Here is an 18935-nt window from a genome sequence, read left to right as displayed (position 1 = left end):
AACTATGAATGATATAAAAGATTTAAGTTCTTATAAAAACGTATGGATATTTGCAGAGCAAAGAGATGGAAAAATAACTCCAGTAGTTATCGAATTATTAGGAGAAGGAAGAAAATTAGCTAAAGAAGTAGATGCAGAACTTTGTGCAGTATTATTAGGAAAAGATGTTGATGGATTAGCTAAAGAATTAATTTCTTATGGAGCTGATAAAGTTTATGTTGCAGACGATGCTCTTTTAGAAAAATATACAACTGATGCATATACAAAAGTAATAAAAGATGCAATAGATGAAATAAAACCAGAAATAATGCTTTTCGGAGCAACTCATATAGGTAGAGACTTAGCACCTAGAATAGCTTCAAGAGTAGGAACTGGATTAACAGCAGACTGTACTAAACTAGAAATAGACCCAGAAGATAAGAAAATAAAACAAACTCGTCCAGCATTTGGTGGAAACATAATGGCTACAATCATTTGTCCAAACCATAGACCTCAAATGTCTACAGTTAGACCTGGAGTTATGGATAAAGCTGAAAAAGACGAAACAAGAACTGGTGAAGTTATAGCATTAGATTACAAAATAACTCAAGATGATATAAGAACTACTGTTTTAGAAACAGTTAAGAGTAAAAAAGATTTAGTATCTCTTACAGATGCAAATGTTATAGTATCAGGTGGTCTAGGATTAGGTGGACCTGAAGGATTTGAAATGCTTAAACAATTAGCTGACAAATTAGGTGGAGTAGTTGGTTCTTCTCGTGCAGCTGTAGATGCTGGATGGATAGACCATTCTCACCAAGTAGGTCAAACAGGAACTACTGTTAAACCAAACCTATACATAGCTTGTGGTATATCAGGAGCAATACAACATTTAGCAGGTATGCAATCATCAGATTTCATAATTGCTATAAACAAAAACCCAGCAGCTCCAATATTAGAAATTGCTGATTATGGAGTAGTTGGTGACTTACATGAAATAGTTCCAATGCTTATAGATAAATTAGATAGCGTTGATGATTTATTAGAAGCTATAAAAGCTTAATAGGTAACAAGTACCTAAATATTACTGATGAAATAAGCCTTATTAGTTAGTAACATAAATATTATTACATAATATGGTTATTACTAAATTGTATTTGTCAGTTATTAAAAAGTCTGTTTGAATAAAATTTTATAATACAAGATATCTAGATAATCCTTATATGTATATTACTTACAAAATGTGAGTCATATTCTATAAGGATTATCTTTATTTTCAAAAATAAGCACTAATTTTAATTAAATTGTGTTAAACAGACAAATAATTACCGAATATGTGATAAAATACAATTAAAAGCAAAATGAAATTTTTAACAAACTATGACCATTAAAATTATCTGTAAGTTGTATTTTAATGAAGCAAGATATTAAAAAAAGACAAATAAGGAGTTGGTTGTATGTGCTAATAGTATTTATTGTAAGCAAACAATAAATTTTGTATGTAGTTCAATAAATTACTTAATGAAAGGTGCGAATATTGATGGATAATAATTTGATAGGGCTTATAGAACATGTAGAAAATCCAGTTATTTTATGCAAAGAGTCAGGCGAAATAATATACTGTAATCATCTAATAGATAATATTTTTAGCTTTCTCGATATAAAAAGACCTAAAAATATAAATGAATTAGATTCAAATTTTGACAAAAAAGATATACTGGTGAATAATAAAAAGAAAATAGCTTTTAGAGAATTAAGAATGACTGCACATATTTATAATATGAAAGATAATGATAATGAAAATAACATAGTTTATTTATTTGAGAAGTCTGTAATATCTGACAAAATAGTTGAGGATATAATAGAACATATAGATGAAGTTGTCGTTGTATTTAACAAAGATGGAGTAATTGAAAAGATGAATACTGTCAGTGATGAGATTTTACCTTTTAAAAGAACTGAAGTACTTGGTAGAAATATAACAGATCTTGTCAGACAGGGGTTAGTTGAAGAACCAATAATATTAAATATGCTTAAGGTAAAGAAAAAGATTTATAGAAATATTGTTTATCCTGATGGAAAGCTTATCGCTTATACAGCCGTTCCAATATGGGACTCAAAAGGAAAACTTACAGGAGGAGTACTTACAGGAAGAGATATATCAAGGGTTATTAAACTTGAATCTCAGATAAGATATAGTGATGTATCAGAAGATACAGAGTATATAAGCCAAAGTAAGACTATGGACAATATAAAAAAAGTTGTCAAAAGAGCTGCAGCATCAGATTCTTCTATATTTATAAATGGAGAATCAGGCGTAGGAAAAGAAATTATAGCTAGGACAATATATAAGTATAGTTCAAGAAGGGAAAAGCCTTTTATAGCTATAAACTGTGGGGCTATACCAAATGAATTATTGGAATCAGAGTTTTTTGGATATGAAGAAGGTTCTTTTACTGGAGCTAAGAAAAAGGGTAAAAAAGGACTTTTTGAAGAAGCAAATGGTGGAACTATATTCTTGGATGAAATAGGTGAATTGCCAATGCAAATGCAAAAAAAATTACTTAGAGTTATACAAGAAAACACAATTACTAGAATTGGTGGGAGTAAACCTATAAAGATAGATGTTAGATATATAAGTGCCACTAATATTTCTCATGAGGACCTTAGAAACAACCTTAAATTTAGACAAGATTTATACTATAGATTGAGTGTTATTCCAGTAAAGATACCACCACTTAGAGAGAGAAAAGAAGATATAGTTCCATTAGTGGACTACTTCCTAAAACTTTATAATGATAAGTACAATAGAGAAGTAGAAGTTTCACCTAAGGTTATTGAATTATTGGAAGAATACTCTTGGCCAGGAAATATAAGAGAGTTAAAAAATATTATTGAAAGATTTGTAGTATTATCAGCCAAAAACGTAATTGGAGAAGATGAATTTAATATGCTTATAAATCTGGATATGATTGATAACGAATCAAATGATTTATCACCAATAGTGGTAAATGGAATTATGAATCTGAATGATGCATATAAAATGGTAGACCAAATAATGATAAGTAAGGCTATAAATAAATATGGTTCAATAACAAAGGCAGCCGAAGTGATAGGCATATATCCTTCTACAATACATAGAAAGATAAAAAGCGGATATATTCGTGTTTAGTAGATAATTATATGCTATATTAATTAATTTTATAAAAAAATATATTTTTAAATACATAACCTATATACAACTTAAAAGAGATGGCTTAGAAATAAATTTAATTACTCTAAGTCATCTCTTTTCTTTTATAAATATTTAAAAGTTATATTAGTTTATAGAGTTAGCAGAACCTAAAACATCATCTATTTTACTTTCAACTACAGCTTGTATAGCATCTCTACCAGCACCAATGTATTTTCTTGGGTCAAATTCTTTTGGATTTTCAGCTAAGAATTTTCTAACAGCAGCAGTCATAGCTAGTCTTAAGTCAGTATCCATGTTTATTTTACAAACAGCCATAGAAGATGCTTTTCTTAACATGTCTACAGGTACACCTTTAGCTCCAGCTATATTTCCACCAAATTCATTACATGTAGCAACAGCGTTTTGGTCAACAGCAGATGCACCATGAAGAACTATTGGGAAACCTGGTAATTTGCTTTGGATTTCTTCTAGTATATCGAATCTTAATTTAGCTTCTCCTTTGAATTTGAAAGCACCATGAGAAGTTCCTATAGCTATTGCTAATGAATCAACTCCTGTTCTTTCAACAAATTCAACTGCTTCAGCAGGTTGAGTATATTTATGAACATCAGAAGTAACATCATCTTCTGTTCCAGCTAAAACACCAAGTTCTGCTTCAACAACAACACCTTTAGAGTGTGCATATTCAACAGCTTCTTTAGTTATTTTAACATTTTCTTCAAAGTCAAAATGAGATCCATCTATCATAACTGAAGAGAAACCAGCATCAATACAAGTTTTAATAGCATCCATATTTGGACCATGATCTAAGTGAAGAGCTACATCTACACCTATTTCATCAGAAGCAGCTTTAACCATCTCAACTAAAGTATGAGGTCCAGCATATTTAACAGCTGACATAGAAGCTTGTATCATAACATAAGAATTTTTAGCTTTAGCAGCTTTTAAAACACCTTGTAATTGTTCTAAGTCACTTATGTTAAATGCACCTATAGCAAATCCACCTTCGTAAGCTTTTTTAAACATTTCTTTTGTATTAATTAATGCCATTTTAAACTCCTCCTATTAACTTTTAAAATTTACCCATCACTTATATTATAACGTTAAATCAAAAAAAGTACATAGTAAATTGTAATAACTATAAATTACAAGTATAATGTTAAATAGAAGATAATAGGATTAGGCAGAATAATAAAGAATAGAAACAATTTAGGAAGAATTAAAATAAAGAAGGGTTAAATAAAGGAGTCAATATGCCACAGATAAAGATAAGAGGAATTCATGAAAATGATATATGTAAAATAAGTGAAAAAATGATAGATGCTTTAGTTGAAGCTGTAAAATGTCCAAGAGATTACTTTGAGATAGAATGTATAAAATCAGTTGCAATAAGAGATGGTAAAATAGCAGAAGTGTATCCTTTTGTTGAGATAGCATGGTTTGATAGAGGACAAGAAGTACAAGATACAGTAGCAAGAATAATAACTGATAGTATAAGAAATAATTTAGATGTTGAAAGTATGGATTTAGCATTTACATTATTTGAAAAAGAAAAATATTATGAGAATGGAGAACATTTTTAATGGCTAAGAAGCAACGTATAGATAAAATTCTTTCAAACTTAGGTTATGGAAGTAGAAGTGAGATAAAGAAATATTGTAAGCAAGGTTCTGTAGTAGTAAATGGAAGTGAAGTTTCAAACCCAGGGACTCAAGTGGATACTGAAAACGATGAAATATTATTCAATGGAGAAGAAGTTTTCTATAGAGAATATATATATTTAATGATGAATAAACCAGATGGATATATATCAGCAACTACAGATAAATACGACCCAACAGTTTTAGATTTGATTGATGTATCATACTTAGCATTTGAGCCATTTCCTGTTGGAAGATTAGACAAAGACACAGAGGGATTGTTAGTTTTAACTAATGATGGGAAGCTTTCTCACAGAGTTTTATCGCCTAAGAAGCATGTGCCTAAGACTTATTATGCAAAAATTGATGGGATAGTGACTGAAAAAGATGTAGAAGCTTTTGCAGAAGGAGTAGTACTTGATGATGGGTACAAAACTATGGCATCTCAGTTAAAAATATTAAAGAGTGATGAGGAATCAGAGATAGAACTTACAATACATGAAGGTAAATTTCACCAAGTTAAAAGAATGTTTGAAAGCGTAGATAAAAAAGTAGTATACTTAAAAAGATTGTCTATGGGTAATTTAAAGTTGGATGAAAGTTTAGAGTTAGGCGAATATAGAGAGTTAACAGATGAAGAAGTAAAATTGATTGAAGAAAGATAATAAAGATACTATAGTAAATTGGAGGAGAATTTGTGAAGAAAAAGGATATTATAGAATTTGAAGTAGATAAAATGGAGTTTGGAGGCACATCCTTAAGCCAAGTTGGAGATAGAGTTATCCATATGAAGGGCGGAATAAGTGGTCAAAAGGTAAAAGCTGCTGTTAAAAAAGTTAGAAGCAAAAAAGCAGAAGTTAAGATGATGGAGTTACTTGAATATTCACCTCTTGAAACCGAAACACCTTGTAAGCACTTTAGAGAATGTGGAGGATGTACATTACTATCAGTGCCATATGAAAAGCAATTAGAAATAAAAGAAAAACAAGTTATGGATTTATTTTTAAAGCAAGACTTATTTGGGTTTCAGTTTTTGGGAATAGAAGGAAGTCCTGAAAACAAGTACTATAGAAATAAAATGGAATATACTTTTGGAGATGAAGTAAAAAATGGACCTTTAACATTAGGACTTCATAAAAAAGGAAAGCATATAGATATACAAACTGTTGAAGAATGTATGTTAGTTGATGAAGACTTCTCAAAAGTATTAGTATCTAGTGTAGAATTTTTCAATGAAAAAAATCTTCCTTATTATAGAACAATGAATCACAAGGGATATTTAAGACATCTTGTAGTTAGAAAAGGGATTTATACTAATGAGATTATGGTTAATATAGTTACTTCTTCTCAGGAAGATTTTAATATGAATGAATTTAAGGACATGCTTTTAGAACTTAATTTAAAAGCTGAGTTGGTAGGTGTACTTCACACTATTAATGATGGTCTAGCAGATGCTGTTCAATGTGATGAGTTAAGAGTTTTATATGGAAGAGATTATATACAAGAGGAAATTTTAGGGCTTAAATTTAAGATTTCTCCATTTTCATTTTTCCAAACCAATACTAAAGGAGCAGAGGTTCTTTATAGTATTGCCAGAGATTTTATTGGAAATTACAATGATAAGGTTGTATTTGATTTATATAGTGGGACTGGCTCTATTGGACAGGTTATGGCTGGTGCAGCTAAGAAGGTGTATGGTATTGAAATAGTTGAGGAAGCTGTTGCTGCGGCTAATGAGAATGCCAAGTTAAATGGACTTACTAATTGTGAGTTTATTGCTGGAGATGTTGCTAAGGTTGTTAAAGATTTAAAGGATAAGCCTGATTTAATTATTGTTGACCCTCCTAGACCAGGGATTCATAAGGATGCTATTAGAGATATTTGTGGATTTGGTGCGGAGGAGATTGTTTATATTTCTTGTAATCCTAAGTCTTTGGTTGTTGATTTGGTTGATTTTAAGAGTTATGGTTATGAGATTAAATTGGTCAAGTGTATGGATATGTTCCCAAATACTCCACATTGCGAGACTGTAGTTCTTTTAGATAGGTAAAATGCTGATGATATTCAATATTCTTATATTCGACTATGAACAAAAGGATTCAGAGTATTTAAAGGGTATGCGTGGAAGTGCTACATATAAAGAGATTCGTGAGTGGATAAAGCAGGAATACGGCTTTAATGTAAAGAATCTTTATATAGCACAGATAAAGGATAAATGTGGATTTGATAATTGTTGCATAGGCTGGATTTGATTTTAGAAAAGAACTTACAAATTTGCAAGTTCATCGTGCTCAATATGGAAAACTTGCTGGTGAAAAGACATTATCAGATGTTATGAGAATGCATGTCATGCGTGCTGGTTGGACAATGAGAGTGTGCAGAGATGATGACCCTATTTGCAAAAATTAGAAGTACACTTCCGTCATTAAGATTATGTTATCTTCTTGATTTAGTACCTTGTCCTTTTCGATTTAACATTTATGTCGATGGTTCAGCAGGAAATTGGAAAGACATCGTTTTGTCGTTATATTGCACAAACATTATTTGGTGCTTTTGATACACTTTATTTTTCTATTGGAAATGATGAAAGAGTATCTTTCTACGGATATGATGGCGAATCAGTTATTATCTGGAATGATTTTCGTGTTACTGACTTTATTCAACAGTTCAAACCGAATGTCACTTATAATATATTGGATACACATCCAGATAAAGAAGCACAGCAAGCTAAACATTCCAGAGCGATTCTTACGAATGCTCTGAATATTATTAATGGTGCTCAGCCATATGAAGAATTTGTTGATGGTTTTGTTGGTACTTATACAGATAAACATGGTGTTTTCCATCAAGTCGAAGATGAAAATCAGGTATGGCGAAGATTCCCTATGATATTGAGAATTCGAGAAACTGACTTTGATATTCTCATAAACAAAGGATTTGTTAATAATGATTTAAGTGCAGTTAAAACGATGCAAGGCTCAATGAAAGCTATTATGCAACGTTTGGAGGGAAAAGCAAAAGAAAAAGTCTTAACGAGTTTTGGCAAGTCTGTTATTTATGCTATTCATATGTTTGAGGAATCTTATTCTAATAAGGTTTCCAATCCTGACAATTTGCCATCTGAATTTCTTGAATATGGTACAGTGAAATCTGCGGAGCAATTACAGCAAGAAAAACAAAAGGAAGCTGAAGAAAAATTCAGTGAAGAACTAGATGCATATGAGGAAATGCGAGTTGATGCATTGATAAAATGCGTAAATTGGTTTTGGCTGACTGGTAAGTATGAACCAGTTAAAATTGCAAATACTTATAGTGGAGTATTGTTGTTATATGACCCAGTCTTAAATAAAATTATTAAGCGAAAATAAACAATGATGTAAGAACATCTTTGTTGATGAAAGGATTATTTTAAATGAGCAAAGTGACACCAAAATATAGAACAGAGGATGAAGTTCGTGATGATGCAAAATTGATATTAGGATTTGATAAAACAGAAGTTGGCATCAAACAAGGAACAGGACAGATTACAACATTTAATCAATTAGGCTTTCAGGGGATTAACAGAAAGCCTGATGGATGGTATTTACCAAATGATAAAAGTATGCCTGCAATGATTTTGGAAACAAAATCTGAAAAAGAGGATTTGACAAATCACAAATGGGTTCAAGAGTTATTTGATAATATCAAAGTTGTTGAAATGCAATATGATAGAATTGTTGGTATTCTTTATAATGGTCAGGATATTCGCATTTTCAAATATTATGAGGAGTTAAAAGGATTATCAAAAAAATTACAGGATAAATCTTATTATCTCTCTATTTACAATCAGTTGGCTGTTGATAAGCAGGCTATTTATACATTGACAGCAAGAATCAATAATTGTCTTCATATTCGTTTTGGGGTTAAGAATTTATATCATAGAATGATTTTTACAGCATGTGCATTAGTAGCAACAAAAGAAGGTGCTACGCTTGCAAAAGGTATGGATTATAATGACTTTCATAATGCCATCCTTAATCAGCTGAATAAATCATTAAGGGAAAGCAAAAAGAGAAATAATAAATTACAGCTATTGTCTGATATTTATACAAAGATTGAAATGAATTCTCCTGACAATCAAACTGCAATTGATGATTTTATTGGTTGGGTGAAAGAGATTTCAGGCTATGTTACATCTGATAACTGGAATGGTGAGGATGTTATGGGTATCTTTTTCAATGAATTCAATAGATACAAGGCAAAATCAGAAAATGGTCAGATTTTCACACCAGACCATGTTACATCAATGATGTATCGTTTAATTCATTGTGATATGAATGACAGAATTCTTGATGCAACTTGTGGAAGTGGTGCGTTTCTTGTGAAAGCAATGTGCAATATGATTAAAGAAGCAGGTGGTATCAATACCACAAAGGCTGATGATATTAAAGAAGCACAGTTATTTGGCATCGAATGGGATAAAGAAATTTATGCCCTTGCATGTGCTAACATGCTTATTCACAAAGATGGAAAAACAAATCTCGAGCAGTTAGATACACGTGGACAAGAAGCGTGTGATTGGATTAAAAGTAAAGACATTACAAAGGTTTTAATGAATCCACCATATGAGAGAAAATATGGTTGCATGCAGATTGTTCAAAACGTTCTTGATAATGTTCTAGTACATACAGAATGTGCTTTTATCTTGCCTGATAAAAAACTTGAGAAGGATTTTACAGACAAGAAGTATGGAAATAAATTATTGAAAAATCATACTTTAAAAAAGATTGTTAAGTTGCCTGAAAATCTTTTCTTTGGAGTTGGTATTACAACAAGTATTTTTATCTTTGAATCGGGTGTTCCACAGGATGGGAAAGAGATTTTTGCTTGTTATATTGAAGATGATGGTCTTGAGACAGTTAAGAATCAAGGTCGTCAGGATATTAAAGGAAAATGGCAAGCGATTGAAGATAAATGGGTGAAAATTATCGAGAATCCAATTTGCAGTGAAGCAAATGATGTGAGGAAATTTATTCAGGTTGTCAATCCGAAAGAACATTTGTCATATCAAATGCCTGAAAAACCATTTCAAATTCATGAGGAAGATTTTATTAAAACTTTAATGGATTATGAAATGTTTAAACGGGGTATTGATGTAAAAGAATTTGGTAATACATTACTTCAAAAAACAATGTACAGTAGTGATATTACATCAGATGAAAATGGTGTGAAAATCGCCTTGAAGGATGGTGGTATTGATGAATAGAATAGATATCACTAACTGGAAAGAGTTTGAAATAGGAAAATTATTTATTGTCAAAAGACCCACAAAAAGAAGTCAATCGTATTATGATGATGGTGATATTCCATTTGTTGCATCTGGTAATTATAATAATGGAATTATTAAATATTGTCAGCCTTTGAAAGGTGAAAAGCTTGACAAAAGCAATTGTATTACTGTTAGTCCGTTAGATGGGTCTGCATTTTATCAAAAGGATGATTTTTTAGGGCGTGGAGGTGCTGGTTCAGCAATTATTCTTTTATATAATGACAAATTGAATTTAATGAGAGGCTTATTCATTGCATCCGTAATAAGAAATCAACTTACTAAGTATTCATATAATGACCAGTTAAGTTCTAGTGTTATTGTGAAAGAAAAAATAAAACTTCCATCAAGTTCATCAGGTGAGCCTGATTGGGATTACATGGAGTATTATATGAATACTATCAAGAGTAGAGTTTGTAATTCATTATTACACTTAGAATCAGTAAGAGATATATCACAAAGAAAGATTGATGTTTCTGATTGGGGTGAATTTCATCTCTATGATAAAAACTTGTTTACTATTGATGCAGGAACAAAGCTGGATAAAGTAAAGATGGATATGAATTATGAAGAGATTTCTTTTGTTGGACGTTCTAACATGAATAATGGAATTACTGCAAAAGTGAAAATGATAGAGGGTTTAAAACCTTATAAAAAAGGAAATCTTACTTTAGCTTTAGGTGGGGCATACTTAGGGTCATGTTTTGTTCAACCGGATGAATTTTATACGAGTCAAAATGTTGTTGTGTTAATTCCCAATCGTGAAATGAGCTATAATATTAAACAATTTATTGCTAGCATAATTTTTGTTGAAAGTCAAAATAATTATCAGGCTTTTATTAAAGAATTGAATGCTCATATTAAAAGAGATTTTCGAATAAAATTGCCTATAATAACTGATGGTACACCAGATTGGGATTACATGGAGAAATATATGCAACAAATACAAGCAAAAGCGGAGCAACTTATTACTTGCTTTATTTAAAATTTAATAGTTTAATATAACTAGGTTTACGAGCAAAAGTCCGACAGATGGTATCAGGTAAATGGCAAGTTCATGTGCAAATCCACCGAGACAATTATGGGTGTGACGAAATATAATTGAATGGATACAACTTGTCAAACATCATTGTCGAAAATCGACAAATGGGAAAATAGTGGTGAACAGATATATCAAAGAAATGGTGTATCTGTTTGCCATTTTTTTATTAAGAAAAATTACATAAATGATATGTTTTTTTGATGACGAAGATGTAAATAATATGTATAGCACTTTAGAAAAGGGTCAGGGATATGGTAGTGAAAGCTATAAAGATATAGAGTTAAAAGATTTAGTTGAAGGTAAAATTGGATAAATTAGAAGAGTATTATAGGAATTTAGAAGAATGATATGGTATAAATTGGAAGTGATATTTATGCTAATTATGTTGTTTGGAAAACTTTATTAAGATAGAATTTATCTGTACATGAATCGACAAGGGGGTATATAACATGAAAATTAGTAAATTACCAGAAGCAGAGTTAAAAGTTATGAGATGTATTTGCAAATCAGATAGAATATTGACATCAAGAGAAATCGTTGAAGCCATGGAACAAAAACATAAATGGAAAGATACTACTATTTTTACAGTATTAAAAAGATTACAAAGAAGAGAGTTTTTAGAAACAGAGAAAATAGATAAACGTACTCACTATAAGGTACTAGTAAAGGAAAAGCAATATCAAAGATTTGAAACAAGAGAATTTATAAAAAATATACATAAAAATTCAGTTAAGAGTTTAATTTCAGCATTATATAGAGATGATGAAGAATTAGATTATGATAAATTAGATAAGTTAGAAGCAGACAAGTATTATCCGCAAAGCAGAATGAGGATATGTAAACCATTGATTTTAAGAAAGGACAGCTAGAAAAACATGTGAAGCTGAAATTTGTTATCCCAAACAAGGAAAAGACATTCGGCAGTCTGGAATTTGCCAGAGAAAACATAGTATAACAGTGAAGAATCAACGGAAAAATGACCCTACTGTCACACAACTTTAACCTGTACTCAGATATTCGGAGGGCTACAAAATCGGTAATCGTAGTTTTACAAACTATATTTTGCACGTTGATGATATGGTAAAAGCATAAAGAAAGATAGAGATTTATTTATGAGATTAGCAAATGGAATTGTAATTGATAAGGAAGCAACCTTTGCTACTTTTAACTTTTCTACTCTCCGCTGTTACCTTCATATCCAGAATGAAGTCGAAGCCATGTTTGACGAGATTAAGGAGTGTACCTATGATTTGAAATCGAAAGATCAGGGGTGCATGCTCCAGATATTTCTGATAATTGCTCTACTGTTTTATGGCAAGGCAATCATGCAGACGAACTGGAAGAACCTCTCCCTTTTGTAGATAAACAATATTAATATATCTTATTTGATTATTAGTATGGGCGTGGCAGATATTGTGTGTATGGAGGCAGTATTGGAGTTTTATCATTACCACTGCGATAATGTAAAATAGCTTTATAACCGCCAAAAGCTGGCGAAGATGATTCTGGAAAACAAGTGGTAGTAAAGGTAGCAGGTACAATCTGACTGATTCTTTAAAGTATTAGTTTCTCTGTTTCAAAGAGAAAATTACCTATTTTATTATTATTATTCGGCTAACTGTATATAATTTTAGTATTGGCTTAGGTCGGACAATATGATTATGAATTATATATTTTCCCCATAAGCTACTAAAAAATGGGGTACTTCAGAACTTAGGTACAAAAACTCTGTAAAGAAAATGAATACCAAGTATTATACATTTTAGTCGTATCTGGTGGATATAAAAAGAAGCAGAAAAACCGAAAGATAATCGTAAAAAGTTGTAGAGTTAGGAAATTCTTAATAATTTCTTATGCAGGAAATCATAAATAGTGAAGATTCTTTTGATACAATAATAAAATATCTTGTATATGCGCGAAAGGAGGAAAACAGTTATGAATGATAAAATTCTTGTAGTAGATGATGAACATGATATAGCGGACTTAATAGAGGTCTATCTGCAAAATGAAAACTATATCGTATTTAAGTATTATTCAGCTAAGGAAGCTCTTGCTTGTATAGAAAATACAGAGCTTGACCTTGCTATTTTGGATATTATGATGCCTGATGTAAATGGATTTGATATTTGTCGAAAAATACGTGAGAAGTACAATTTTCCAGTTATTATGCTAACTGCAAAAGATGAGGAAACTAACAAAATCACAGGATTAACTTTAGGAGCTGACGATTATGTCACAAAACCTTTTCGTCCCCTTGAATTAATTGCTAGAGTAAAGGCACAGCTGCGTAGATATAAAAAATACAATCCTATACAAGAAGAATCTGATACAAGTTCTGTTTTATGTTATTTAGGTTTAGAAATTAATACTAAGACATATGATTGTCTAATTGACGGAAATCCTATTTCACTTACACCAACGGAGTATTCCATACTTTGTATTTTGCTACAGAACAAGGGAACTGTTGTTAGTTCAGAGGAATTATTTTATAAAATATGGCAAGATGAGTATTATAGCAAAAGTAACAATACAATCACTGTTCATATACGACATTTGCGTGAAAAAATGGATGATACTATTGAAAAACCTAAATATATCAAAACTATATGGGGAGTCGGTTATAAAATTTAACTACAACTCACTATGAGGAGAGGAAAAATTACGCTATGAATAAAAAAAAGAAACATTTAAAAAGAATTAGTTGTGTATTATTCATACTTTATTTAATTTTATTAGTATGGATTATATTGTTTAAACTACAATTCAGAATAAGCGATATAGGTTACATAAGGAGTATCAACTTGACTCCATTTCATTACTCTACTTCTGTTGGAGAACAGTTTCATTTTGAGGAAGTGAGAGATAATATTTTAATTTTTATTCCTTTCGGAGTTTTACTTTCCATGTTGTCATCAAGAATGAAACTACAAAATAAAGTTCTTATTATTTTTGGAAGCAGTTTTATCCTTGAAATGATTCAGTATATTCTTGCTATCGGAAGTACAGATATTACAGACTTAATCACCAATATGTTTGGTGGAATAATTGGTATTGGTCTATATGCATTACTGCTGAAAATACTAAAAGATAAGCAAAAAACAGATATAGTAATTTCAACTCTAGCTGGAATCTTTGCAGTTCTTTTTTTAGCACTGATGACAGTTCTTCTGTTATCCAATTAATAAATGTATAGATATGGAGGTGATAGCAATGACAAATATTGGTACAGAAAAGAAATTACGTATGAAACTATTTATAAGCTTAATTATATATACCTTAGCTGGGTATATTTTGGTAATATTATTCGATTATGGATTCAGTAGATTTTCAAACACATTTTTTCCGTGGCTACATCTTAGAATTGACTTAATTTATTTTCTATATTTGATTATAGGTTTTTTCTGTACTTTTTATCATTACTGGAAAAAACCATGGGGATATTTGCAGGAAGTTATGAATGCCACTAAAGTAATATATCAACTAAATGACAGCACCATTGAATTATCTGAACCACTCAAAGATATGGAAAAGCAGATGAACCAAATAAAAATGGCTGTTCTACTTAGCCAGCAAGCTGTAAAAGAAGCTGAAAACAAAAAGAATGAATTAGTCATGTATTTAGCTCATGATATTCGCACACCTCTTACCTCTGTAATAGGTTATTTAAGTCTGCTGGATGAAGCACCTGACATGCCTATAGAACAGAAAGCAAAATATGTTGGAATTGCTTTGAAGAAGTCTATGCGTCTGGAAAAGCTCATTGATGAATTTTTTGAAATCACAAGGTACAATACACAGCAAATTCAACTAACAAAAACAAATGTAGATTTATACTATATGTTTGTGCAACTCATTGATGAGTTTTATCCTGTATTATCTGCTAAAGGAAATTCTGTTATACTCAACGCAAATGAGAATTTGATGGTTTATGCTGATTCTGAGAAACTAGCTAGAGTGTTTAACAACATGCTCAAAAATGCTGTTGCGTACAGTTATCCTAATACAGAAATTCTTATTTACGTTCAAAAGGAACAGGATAAGATTAAAATTAAATTTGAAAACCAAGGACATACTATTCCACCAGAACAATTATCTACAATTTTTGAAAAATTTAACCGTTTAGATGATGCTCGTAAATCGGACAGTGGTGGTGCAGGTCTTGGGCTTTCTATTGCCAATGAAATTATTCTTTTACATGGTGGAGAAATTTTGGCTCAAAGTGAAAATGATAGGATTATTTTTACTGTATTACTTCCAATTCAGTCTTAGGAAAACATTAATTGGATATTAGGATTTTCTTAGGAATTTATCCTGTTAATATTAAAGTTTAAAACGTCCTTGTTTAGTAAAATAAAACTGAACAAGGACGTTTGTCTTTGTATTATAAAAAAGGAGAAAAGACATGGAATTAACAATTACAAATCTTAAAAAAAATTTTAAGAATAAAACCGCAGTTGATGATGTTTGTTTAAATCTTACACCTGGTGTGTGGGGGCTTCTTGGAGCTAATGGTGCTGGTAAGACTACGCTTATGAAAATGATTGCGAATATTCTAAAACCAACTAGTGGAAAAATTGTTTTTGATGGTAAGGATATTCATTCAATGGGAGAAGAATACAGAAATCTATTCGGTTTCTTGCCACAGGATTTTGGTTTCTTTCAAGATTTTACAGTAAAGGACTATTTGGAGTATGTGTCTGCATTAAAGGACGTTCCTGCTAGAGAAACAAGAAAAAAGATTGACAGTCTGCTGCATACACTTACCTTGACTGATGTCAAAAATAAAAAAATTATCAAGTTATCTGGTGGAATGAAACGTCGAGTGGGAATTGCACAAGCAATGTTAAATGACCCGAAACTTCTAATAATGGATGAACCAACAGCTGGACTTGACCCTGGAGAGCGAGTTCGTTTCCGAAACTTTATTTCAGAGTTCTCTCATGACAGGATTGTCCTTATTTCAACTCATATCGTATCTGATATTGAGTATATTGCTACTCAAAATGCCATTATGAAATCAGGAAGAATTCTTGATGTAGGGACAACAGATGAATTGGTCAAACAAGTTACAGGTAAAGTTTGGAATTGTATCATACCTGCTTAAAAGATGCCTATGTATGAAATGCAGCTTCGTATTATTAATCAACGTAGTGAAGGTAATAATCAGGTATCAGTTCGTTATTTGGCAGATGAAGCCAAAACAAGTGACTCAATAATGGCTTCGCCCCGTTTGGAGGACTTATATTTATGGTTATTTCCGCAAGAGGAAATAAGTGAGGAGGGAAAGTAAATTTATCGTCTTGAAATAAAACGTGTGTTGAAATCACGTCGTTCTATCATTTTATTACTTATTTAACTATTCATGTCTGTTGTGATGGCTTGGCTTCCGGTATTGTATGAGGACATCAATCAATATGATAAAAACGGCAACAAGGTAGCAGAATTAAATGGTCTGGAAGCAATTGCCTATAAAAAATCACTTCGCTCTGAAAATAATGGAGAAGTTACTATGGAAAAACTCAAAGAAGCTTTGAATATCTATCAAAGTGCAGTTTTGCCATATGGAGAAGACAGCCTTAGTAGTGGTGAATTCCCTACAGATATTTATATAAAAAAGGTATTTCCCATTCAATCTCTATTGGCAAGACTGCCAGAAGCCTATTCTAATCCAAAGACTGGTCAGGGAATAAGCTTAATGGATATTTCTCCTAATAAATTAGATGGTTTTTATGAGCAGACTACGCAACATCTTAAAGATATCATGCAGATGGAGCAAAAGAAATATCCAACCGCACAGAAACATGCGATACAAGAATATGTAGAAGTAAATACGCCTTTTCAGCTTTATACTGGATATTCAAGAGATGCATTTGATTATATTATTCTATTTATTTTTCTCCTAGTCATTCTTTGTACAGCGGCTGTGACCCCTACGTTTTCTAATGAATACCAAACGGGTTCAGATAGTATTTTGCGCTGTACAAAACATGGACATTCTCGATTGGCAATTGCAAAGATTATGGCTGCACTTACTATTTTTACTGTAGCATTTGTCATATGTATTTCAATTCATTTGACAATTTCAAATCTAGCATTTGGAACTGAGTGTATGAAAACATCTATGCAGATGCTATTTTCAGTTATCAGTCTGCCTGCACTTAATTTAGGGCAGCTTCAGATTACTTTGGCAATAGGAGGGCTTATTTCACTGCTGGCAACTGTCAGTTTCACACTGTTTTTATCAGCTAAATGCAAGGATTCACTCTCTGTTATCCTAATTGCTATTGTAACATGTTTACTTCCAATATTTACGTATTCGGCTGGAGCCAATTGGCTTACTTTTATCTTACCATCAGCAGGAATAGGTATGCAAAATAGTTTACTGTACCAATTGACTAGCTTTAATTATCTGCATATTGGACAGGCAAGCATCTGGTTACCCTATGTCATAATAGTGGCATCAATAATTGAAATTCCTGTATTTCTTCTTCTTGCTATACGGGCTTATAACAAACATCAGGTTATATAAATCAACATTCTGTGAACAACTGTTTAGTAGTTAAAAACCTTTGTTTAGGAATAGAAATGTTTCATCTTAAATATAGGTGTTAGTAAAATGGTGGATCTGAAATAAAATCAAAGTAGCCATTTTCTAATGTGTATTTAAAACATATTATCAATGATACAAAAATTAATCGAAAATGAATAGTTCCTCAATTGGTACATCTACTATTCTTGATATATCTATTGCTGATTTTAGATATGTATTAATTATTTTAATATAAATATTAATTATTTTAATGTATATATTGACTTTATTAATTTTTTGATTTATATTATAAACATTAGATAGAAAGAAGGTGATGTGATGTATCAAGTTATCAGCCGCTGTCCTGTCTGCGGAAGAAAACTTAAAGTTGTCAAGCTACAATGTGAAAACTGTGATACAGTGATTGAAAATGATTTCTGCCTCAGTGCATTTGACTATCTATCTGCAGATGATTTATTCTTTGCAGAAACATTTTTAAAATGTCGTGGTAATATAAAAGAAGTGGAAAAAGAACTAAAGATTTCTTATCCAACTGTTCGTTCTAGGTTAGATGATATTATCCAAAAACTAGACGGAAAATCTAATGTGACATCTTCTTCTGATTCACATAAAAAGGAGATTTTAGATGCACTGGAAAAAGGAGAAATCACTCCAGCAGAGGCATTAGAACAAATAAAAGAAAATAAATGAAGCTCTATCTCTATTTCTGACAGTAGTCAGGAGTAGTGACCAAAATATGAGGCTATTTCTGTTGGAATGGATACAGAAGAGCAGAAATGAGGAAAATAATATGGATGAAAAAATGAGGATTTTAACAATGGTAGAGGAGGGAAAGCTTTCTGCCAAAGAGGCAATTGACTTGATTGATGCATTAGATAAAACTACATCTCAAGAGGAGTATACGAATTATTCAGAAGACTTTGATAGTCAAGCTTTTACTAAACAAAGCAGTACTTCATATGAAAATAAGATGTTGAAGATTATTGTGGACACTCCAGATGGTGATAAAGTAAATGTGCAACTTCCTGTAAAGATTATACGTCAAGTGTTGAAAATGACAGGTAAGTTGCCAATTAAGAGTGAAGATTTGCAAGGTATAGACCTAGATGCTCTTACTACCTCTATTCTTGAATGTCTGGATAATGAAACACTTGGCAATATCATAGAGGTTGACTCTGCTGATGGCACTACAGTTAAAGTTTTTATAAAATAATACTAGGAGA

General features: G+C 31.4%; 17 protein-coding genes and 3 pseudogenes. 19 read left to right on the top strand and 1 reads right to left on the bottom strand.

All coding sequences use genetic code 11. The features are described 5' to 3' along the window. The first annotated feature begins 4 nt into the window (after positions 1 to 4). Both JJC01_18205 and JJC01_18200 read left to right on the top strand, forming a co-directional pair. The gene (locus JJC01_18205) at positions 5 to 1042 is read left to right on the top strand and encodes an electron transfer flavoprotein subunit alpha/FixB family protein (protein UDN58065.1); all 1038 of its coding nucleotides are present in this window, start codon (positions 5 to 7) and stop codon (positions 1040 to 1042) included. A gap of 477 nt (positions 1043 to 1519) precedes the next feature. Beyond that, positions 1520 to 3151, top strand: a complete 1632-nt coding sequence (locus JJC01_18200; protein UDN58064.1) for a sigma 54-interacting transcriptional regulator — start codon at positions 1520 to 1522, stop codon at positions 3149 to 3151. Positions 3152 to 3298: 147 nt separating this feature from the next. Here the strand turns inward: JJC01_18200 and fba are convergent, their stop codons facing one another. Beyond that, complete coding sequence (gene fba / locus JJC01_18195) at positions 3299 to 4225, bottom strand: class II fructose-1,6-bisphosphate aldolase (GenBank protein UDN58063.1); 927 nt, start codon at positions 4223 to 4225, stop codon at positions 3299 to 3301. Between the two features lie 203 nt (positions 4226 to 4428). Here fba and JJC01_18190 point away from each other — a divergent pair, with 203 nt between their 5' ends. The 17 genes and pseudogenes from JJC01_18190 to JJC01_18110 all read left to right on the top strand — a co-directional run bounded on the left by JJC01_18190 (position 4429) and on the right by JJC01_18110 (position 18925). After that, positions 4429 to 4758: a DUF1904 domain-containing protein gene (locus tag JJC01_18190; GenBank protein UDN58062.1), complete on the top strand. Its 330-nt coding sequence runs from the start codon at positions 4429 to 4431 to the stop codon at positions 4756 to 4758. Next, on the top strand, positions 4758 to 5480 hold the full coding sequence (locus JJC01_18185; GenBank protein ID UDN58061.1) for an rRNA pseudouridine synthase: 723 nt from the start codon (positions 4758 to 4760) through the stop codon (positions 5478 to 5480). Before JJC01_18190 ends, JJC01_18185 begins: the two co-directional genes overlap by 1 nt. Positions 5481 to 5512: 32 nt before the next feature. Beyond that, positions 5513 to 6865 (top strand): 23S rRNA (uracil(1939)-C(5))-methyltransferase RlmD, encoded by a 1353-nt coding sequence (rlmD, locus tag JJC01_18180; GenBank protein ID UDN58060.1) that lies wholly within the window; start codon positions 5513 to 5515, stop codon positions 6863 to 6865. Between the two features lie 7 nt (positions 6866 to 6872). After that, complete coding sequence (locus JJC01_18175) at positions 6873 to 7067, top strand: hypothetical protein (protein UDN58059.1); 195 nt, start codon at positions 6873 to 6875, stop codon at positions 7065 to 7067. Between the two features lie 228 nt (positions 7068 to 7295). Continuing rightward, positions 7296 to 8183: a hypothetical protein gene (locus JJC01_18170; GenBank protein ID UDN58058.1), complete on the top strand. Its 888-nt coding sequence runs from the start codon at positions 7296 to 7298 to the stop codon at positions 8181 to 8183. 44 nt (positions 8184 to 8227) lie between these two features. After that, positions 8228 to 10060, top strand: a complete 1833-nt coding sequence (locus JJC01_18165) for an SAM-dependent DNA methyltransferase (GenBank protein UDN58057.1) — start codon at positions 8228 to 8230, stop codon at positions 10058 to 10060. Beyond that, positions 10053 to 11105 (top strand): restriction endonuclease subunit S, encoded by a 1053-nt coding sequence (locus tag JJC01_18160; GenBank protein ID UDN58056.1) that lies wholly within the window; start codon positions 10053 to 10055, stop codon positions 11103 to 11105. The genes JJC01_18165 and JJC01_18160 overlap by 8 nt, the downstream gene beginning before the upstream one ends. Before the next feature lie 506 nt (positions 11106 to 11611). Next, entirely contained in the window at positions 11612 to 12031 is a 420-nt protein-coding gene (locus JJC01_18155) for a BlaI/MecI/CopY family transcriptional regulator (GenBank protein ID UDN58055.1), read from the top strand. An 8-nt stretch (positions 12032 to 12039) separates the two neighbouring features. Next, positions 12040 to 12254, top strand: a pseudogene (locus JJC01_18150) (DUF961 family protein). A gap of 20 nt (positions 12255 to 12274) precedes the next feature. Continuing rightward, positions 12275 to 12523, top strand: coding sequence for a DUF961 family protein (locus JJC01_18145; GenBank protein ID UDN58054.1), 249 nt, complete (start codon positions 12275 to 12277; stop codon positions 12521 to 12523). 574 nt (positions 12524 to 13097) lie between these two features. Continuing rightward, the gene (vanR, locus tag JJC01_18140) at positions 13098 to 13793 is read left to right on the top strand and encodes a VanR-ABDEGLN family response regulator transcription factor (GenBank protein UDN58053.1); all 696 of its coding nucleotides are present in this window, start codon (positions 13098 to 13100) and stop codon (positions 13791 to 13793) included. Between the two features lie 35 nt (positions 13794 to 13828). Then, positions 13829 to 14344 carry a VanZ family protein gene (locus tag JJC01_18135; GenBank protein ID UDN58052.1) on the top strand — a complete coding sequence of 172 codons (516 nt, stop codon included), beginning with the start codon at positions 13829 to 13831 and terminating at the stop codon, positions 14342 to 14344. A gap of 28 nt (positions 14345 to 14372) precedes the next feature. Then, positions 14373 to 15431, top strand: a complete 1059-nt coding sequence (locus tag JJC01_18130) for a HAMP domain-containing histidine kinase (protein UDN58051.1) — start codon at positions 14373 to 14375, stop codon at positions 15429 to 15431. Positions 15432 to 15564: 133 nt separating this feature from the next. Continuing rightward, positions 15565 to 16452, top strand: a pseudogene (locus tag JJC01_18125) (ABC transporter ATP-binding protein). Further along, positions 16453 to 17691, top strand: a pseudogene (locus JJC01_18120) (ABC transporter permease). Positions 17692 to 18030: 339 nt separating this feature from the next. Further along, entirely contained in the window at positions 18031 to 18402 is a 372-nt protein-coding gene (locus JJC01_18115; protein ID UDN58050.1) for a DUF2089 domain-containing protein, read from the top strand. Between the two features lie 100 nt (positions 18403 to 18502). After that, positions 18503 to 18925 (top strand): hypothetical protein, encoded by a 423-nt coding sequence (locus tag JJC01_18110; GenBank protein ID UDN60215.1) that lies wholly within the window; start codon positions 18503 to 18505, stop codon positions 18923 to 18925. Positions 18926 to 18935 lie beyond the last annotated feature (10 nt).

It is taken from the genome of Clostridioides sp. ES-S-0010-02 (assembly GCA_020641055.1).
Lineage (GTDB): Bacteria > Bacillota > Clostridia > Peptostreptococcales > Peptostreptococcaceae > Clostridioides.
This window is presented reverse-complemented; position numbering and strand designations above follow the sequence as displayed.

Excerpts from the sequence above, each read along its gene's own strand:
- JJC01_18205 (UDN58065.1), top strand. The coding sequence starts at position 5 with ATGAATGATATAAAAGATTTAAGTTCTTATAAAAACGTATGGATATTT.
- JJC01_18200 (UDN58064.1), top strand. The coding sequence starts at position 1,520 with ATGGATAATAATTTGATAGGGCTTATAGAACATGTAGAAAATCCAGTT.
- fba (UDN58063.1), bottom strand. The coding sequence starts at position 4,225 with ATGGCATTAATTAATACAAAAGAAATGTTTAAAAAAGCTTACGAAGGT.
- JJC01_18190 (UDN58062.1), top strand. The coding sequence starts at position 4,429 with ATGCCACAGATAAAGATAAGAGGAATTCATGAAAATGATATATGTAAA.
- JJC01_18185 (UDN58061.1), top strand. The coding sequence starts at position 4,758 with ATGGCTAAGAAGCAACGTATAGATAAAATTCTTTCAAACTTAGGTTAT.
- JJC01_18175 (UDN58059.1), top strand. The coding sequence starts at position 6,873 with ATGATATTCAATATTCTTATATTCGACTATGAACAAAAGGATTCAGAG.
- JJC01_18170 (UDN58058.1), top strand. The coding sequence starts at position 7,296 with ATGTCGATGGTTCAGCAGGAAATTGGAAAGACATCGTTTTGTCGTTAT.
- JJC01_18165 (UDN58057.1), top strand. The coding sequence starts at position 8,228 with ATGAGCAAAGTGACACCAAAATATAGAACAGAGGATGAAGTTCGTGAT.
- JJC01_18160 (UDN58056.1), top strand. The coding sequence starts at position 10,053 with ATGAATAGAATAGATATCACTAACTGGAAAGAGTTTGAAATAGGAAAA.
- JJC01_18155 (UDN58055.1), top strand. The coding sequence starts at position 11,612 with ATGAAAATTAGTAAATTACCAGAAGCAGAGTTAAAAGTTATGAGATGT.
- JJC01_18145 (UDN58054.1), top strand. The coding sequence starts at position 12,275 with ATGAGATTAGCAAATGGAATTGTAATTGATAAGGAAGCAACCTTTGCT.
- vanR (UDN58053.1), top strand. The coding sequence starts at position 13,098 with ATGAATGATAAAATTCTTGTAGTAGATGATGAACATGATATAGCGGAC.
- JJC01_18135 (UDN58052.1), top strand. The coding sequence starts at position 13,829 with ATGAATAAAAAAAAGAAACATTTAAAAAGAATTAGTTGTGTATTATTC.
- JJC01_18130 (UDN58051.1), top strand. The coding sequence starts at position 14,373 with ATGACAAATATTGGTACAGAAAAGAAATTACGTATGAAACTATTTATA.
- JJC01_18115 (UDN58050.1), top strand. The coding sequence starts at position 18,031 with ATGTATCAAGTTATCAGCCGCTGTCCTGTCTGCGGAAGAAAACTTAAA.
- JJC01_18110 (UDN60215.1), top strand. The coding sequence starts at position 18,503 with ATGGATGAAAAAATGAGGATTTTAACAATGGTAGAGGAGGGAAAGCTT.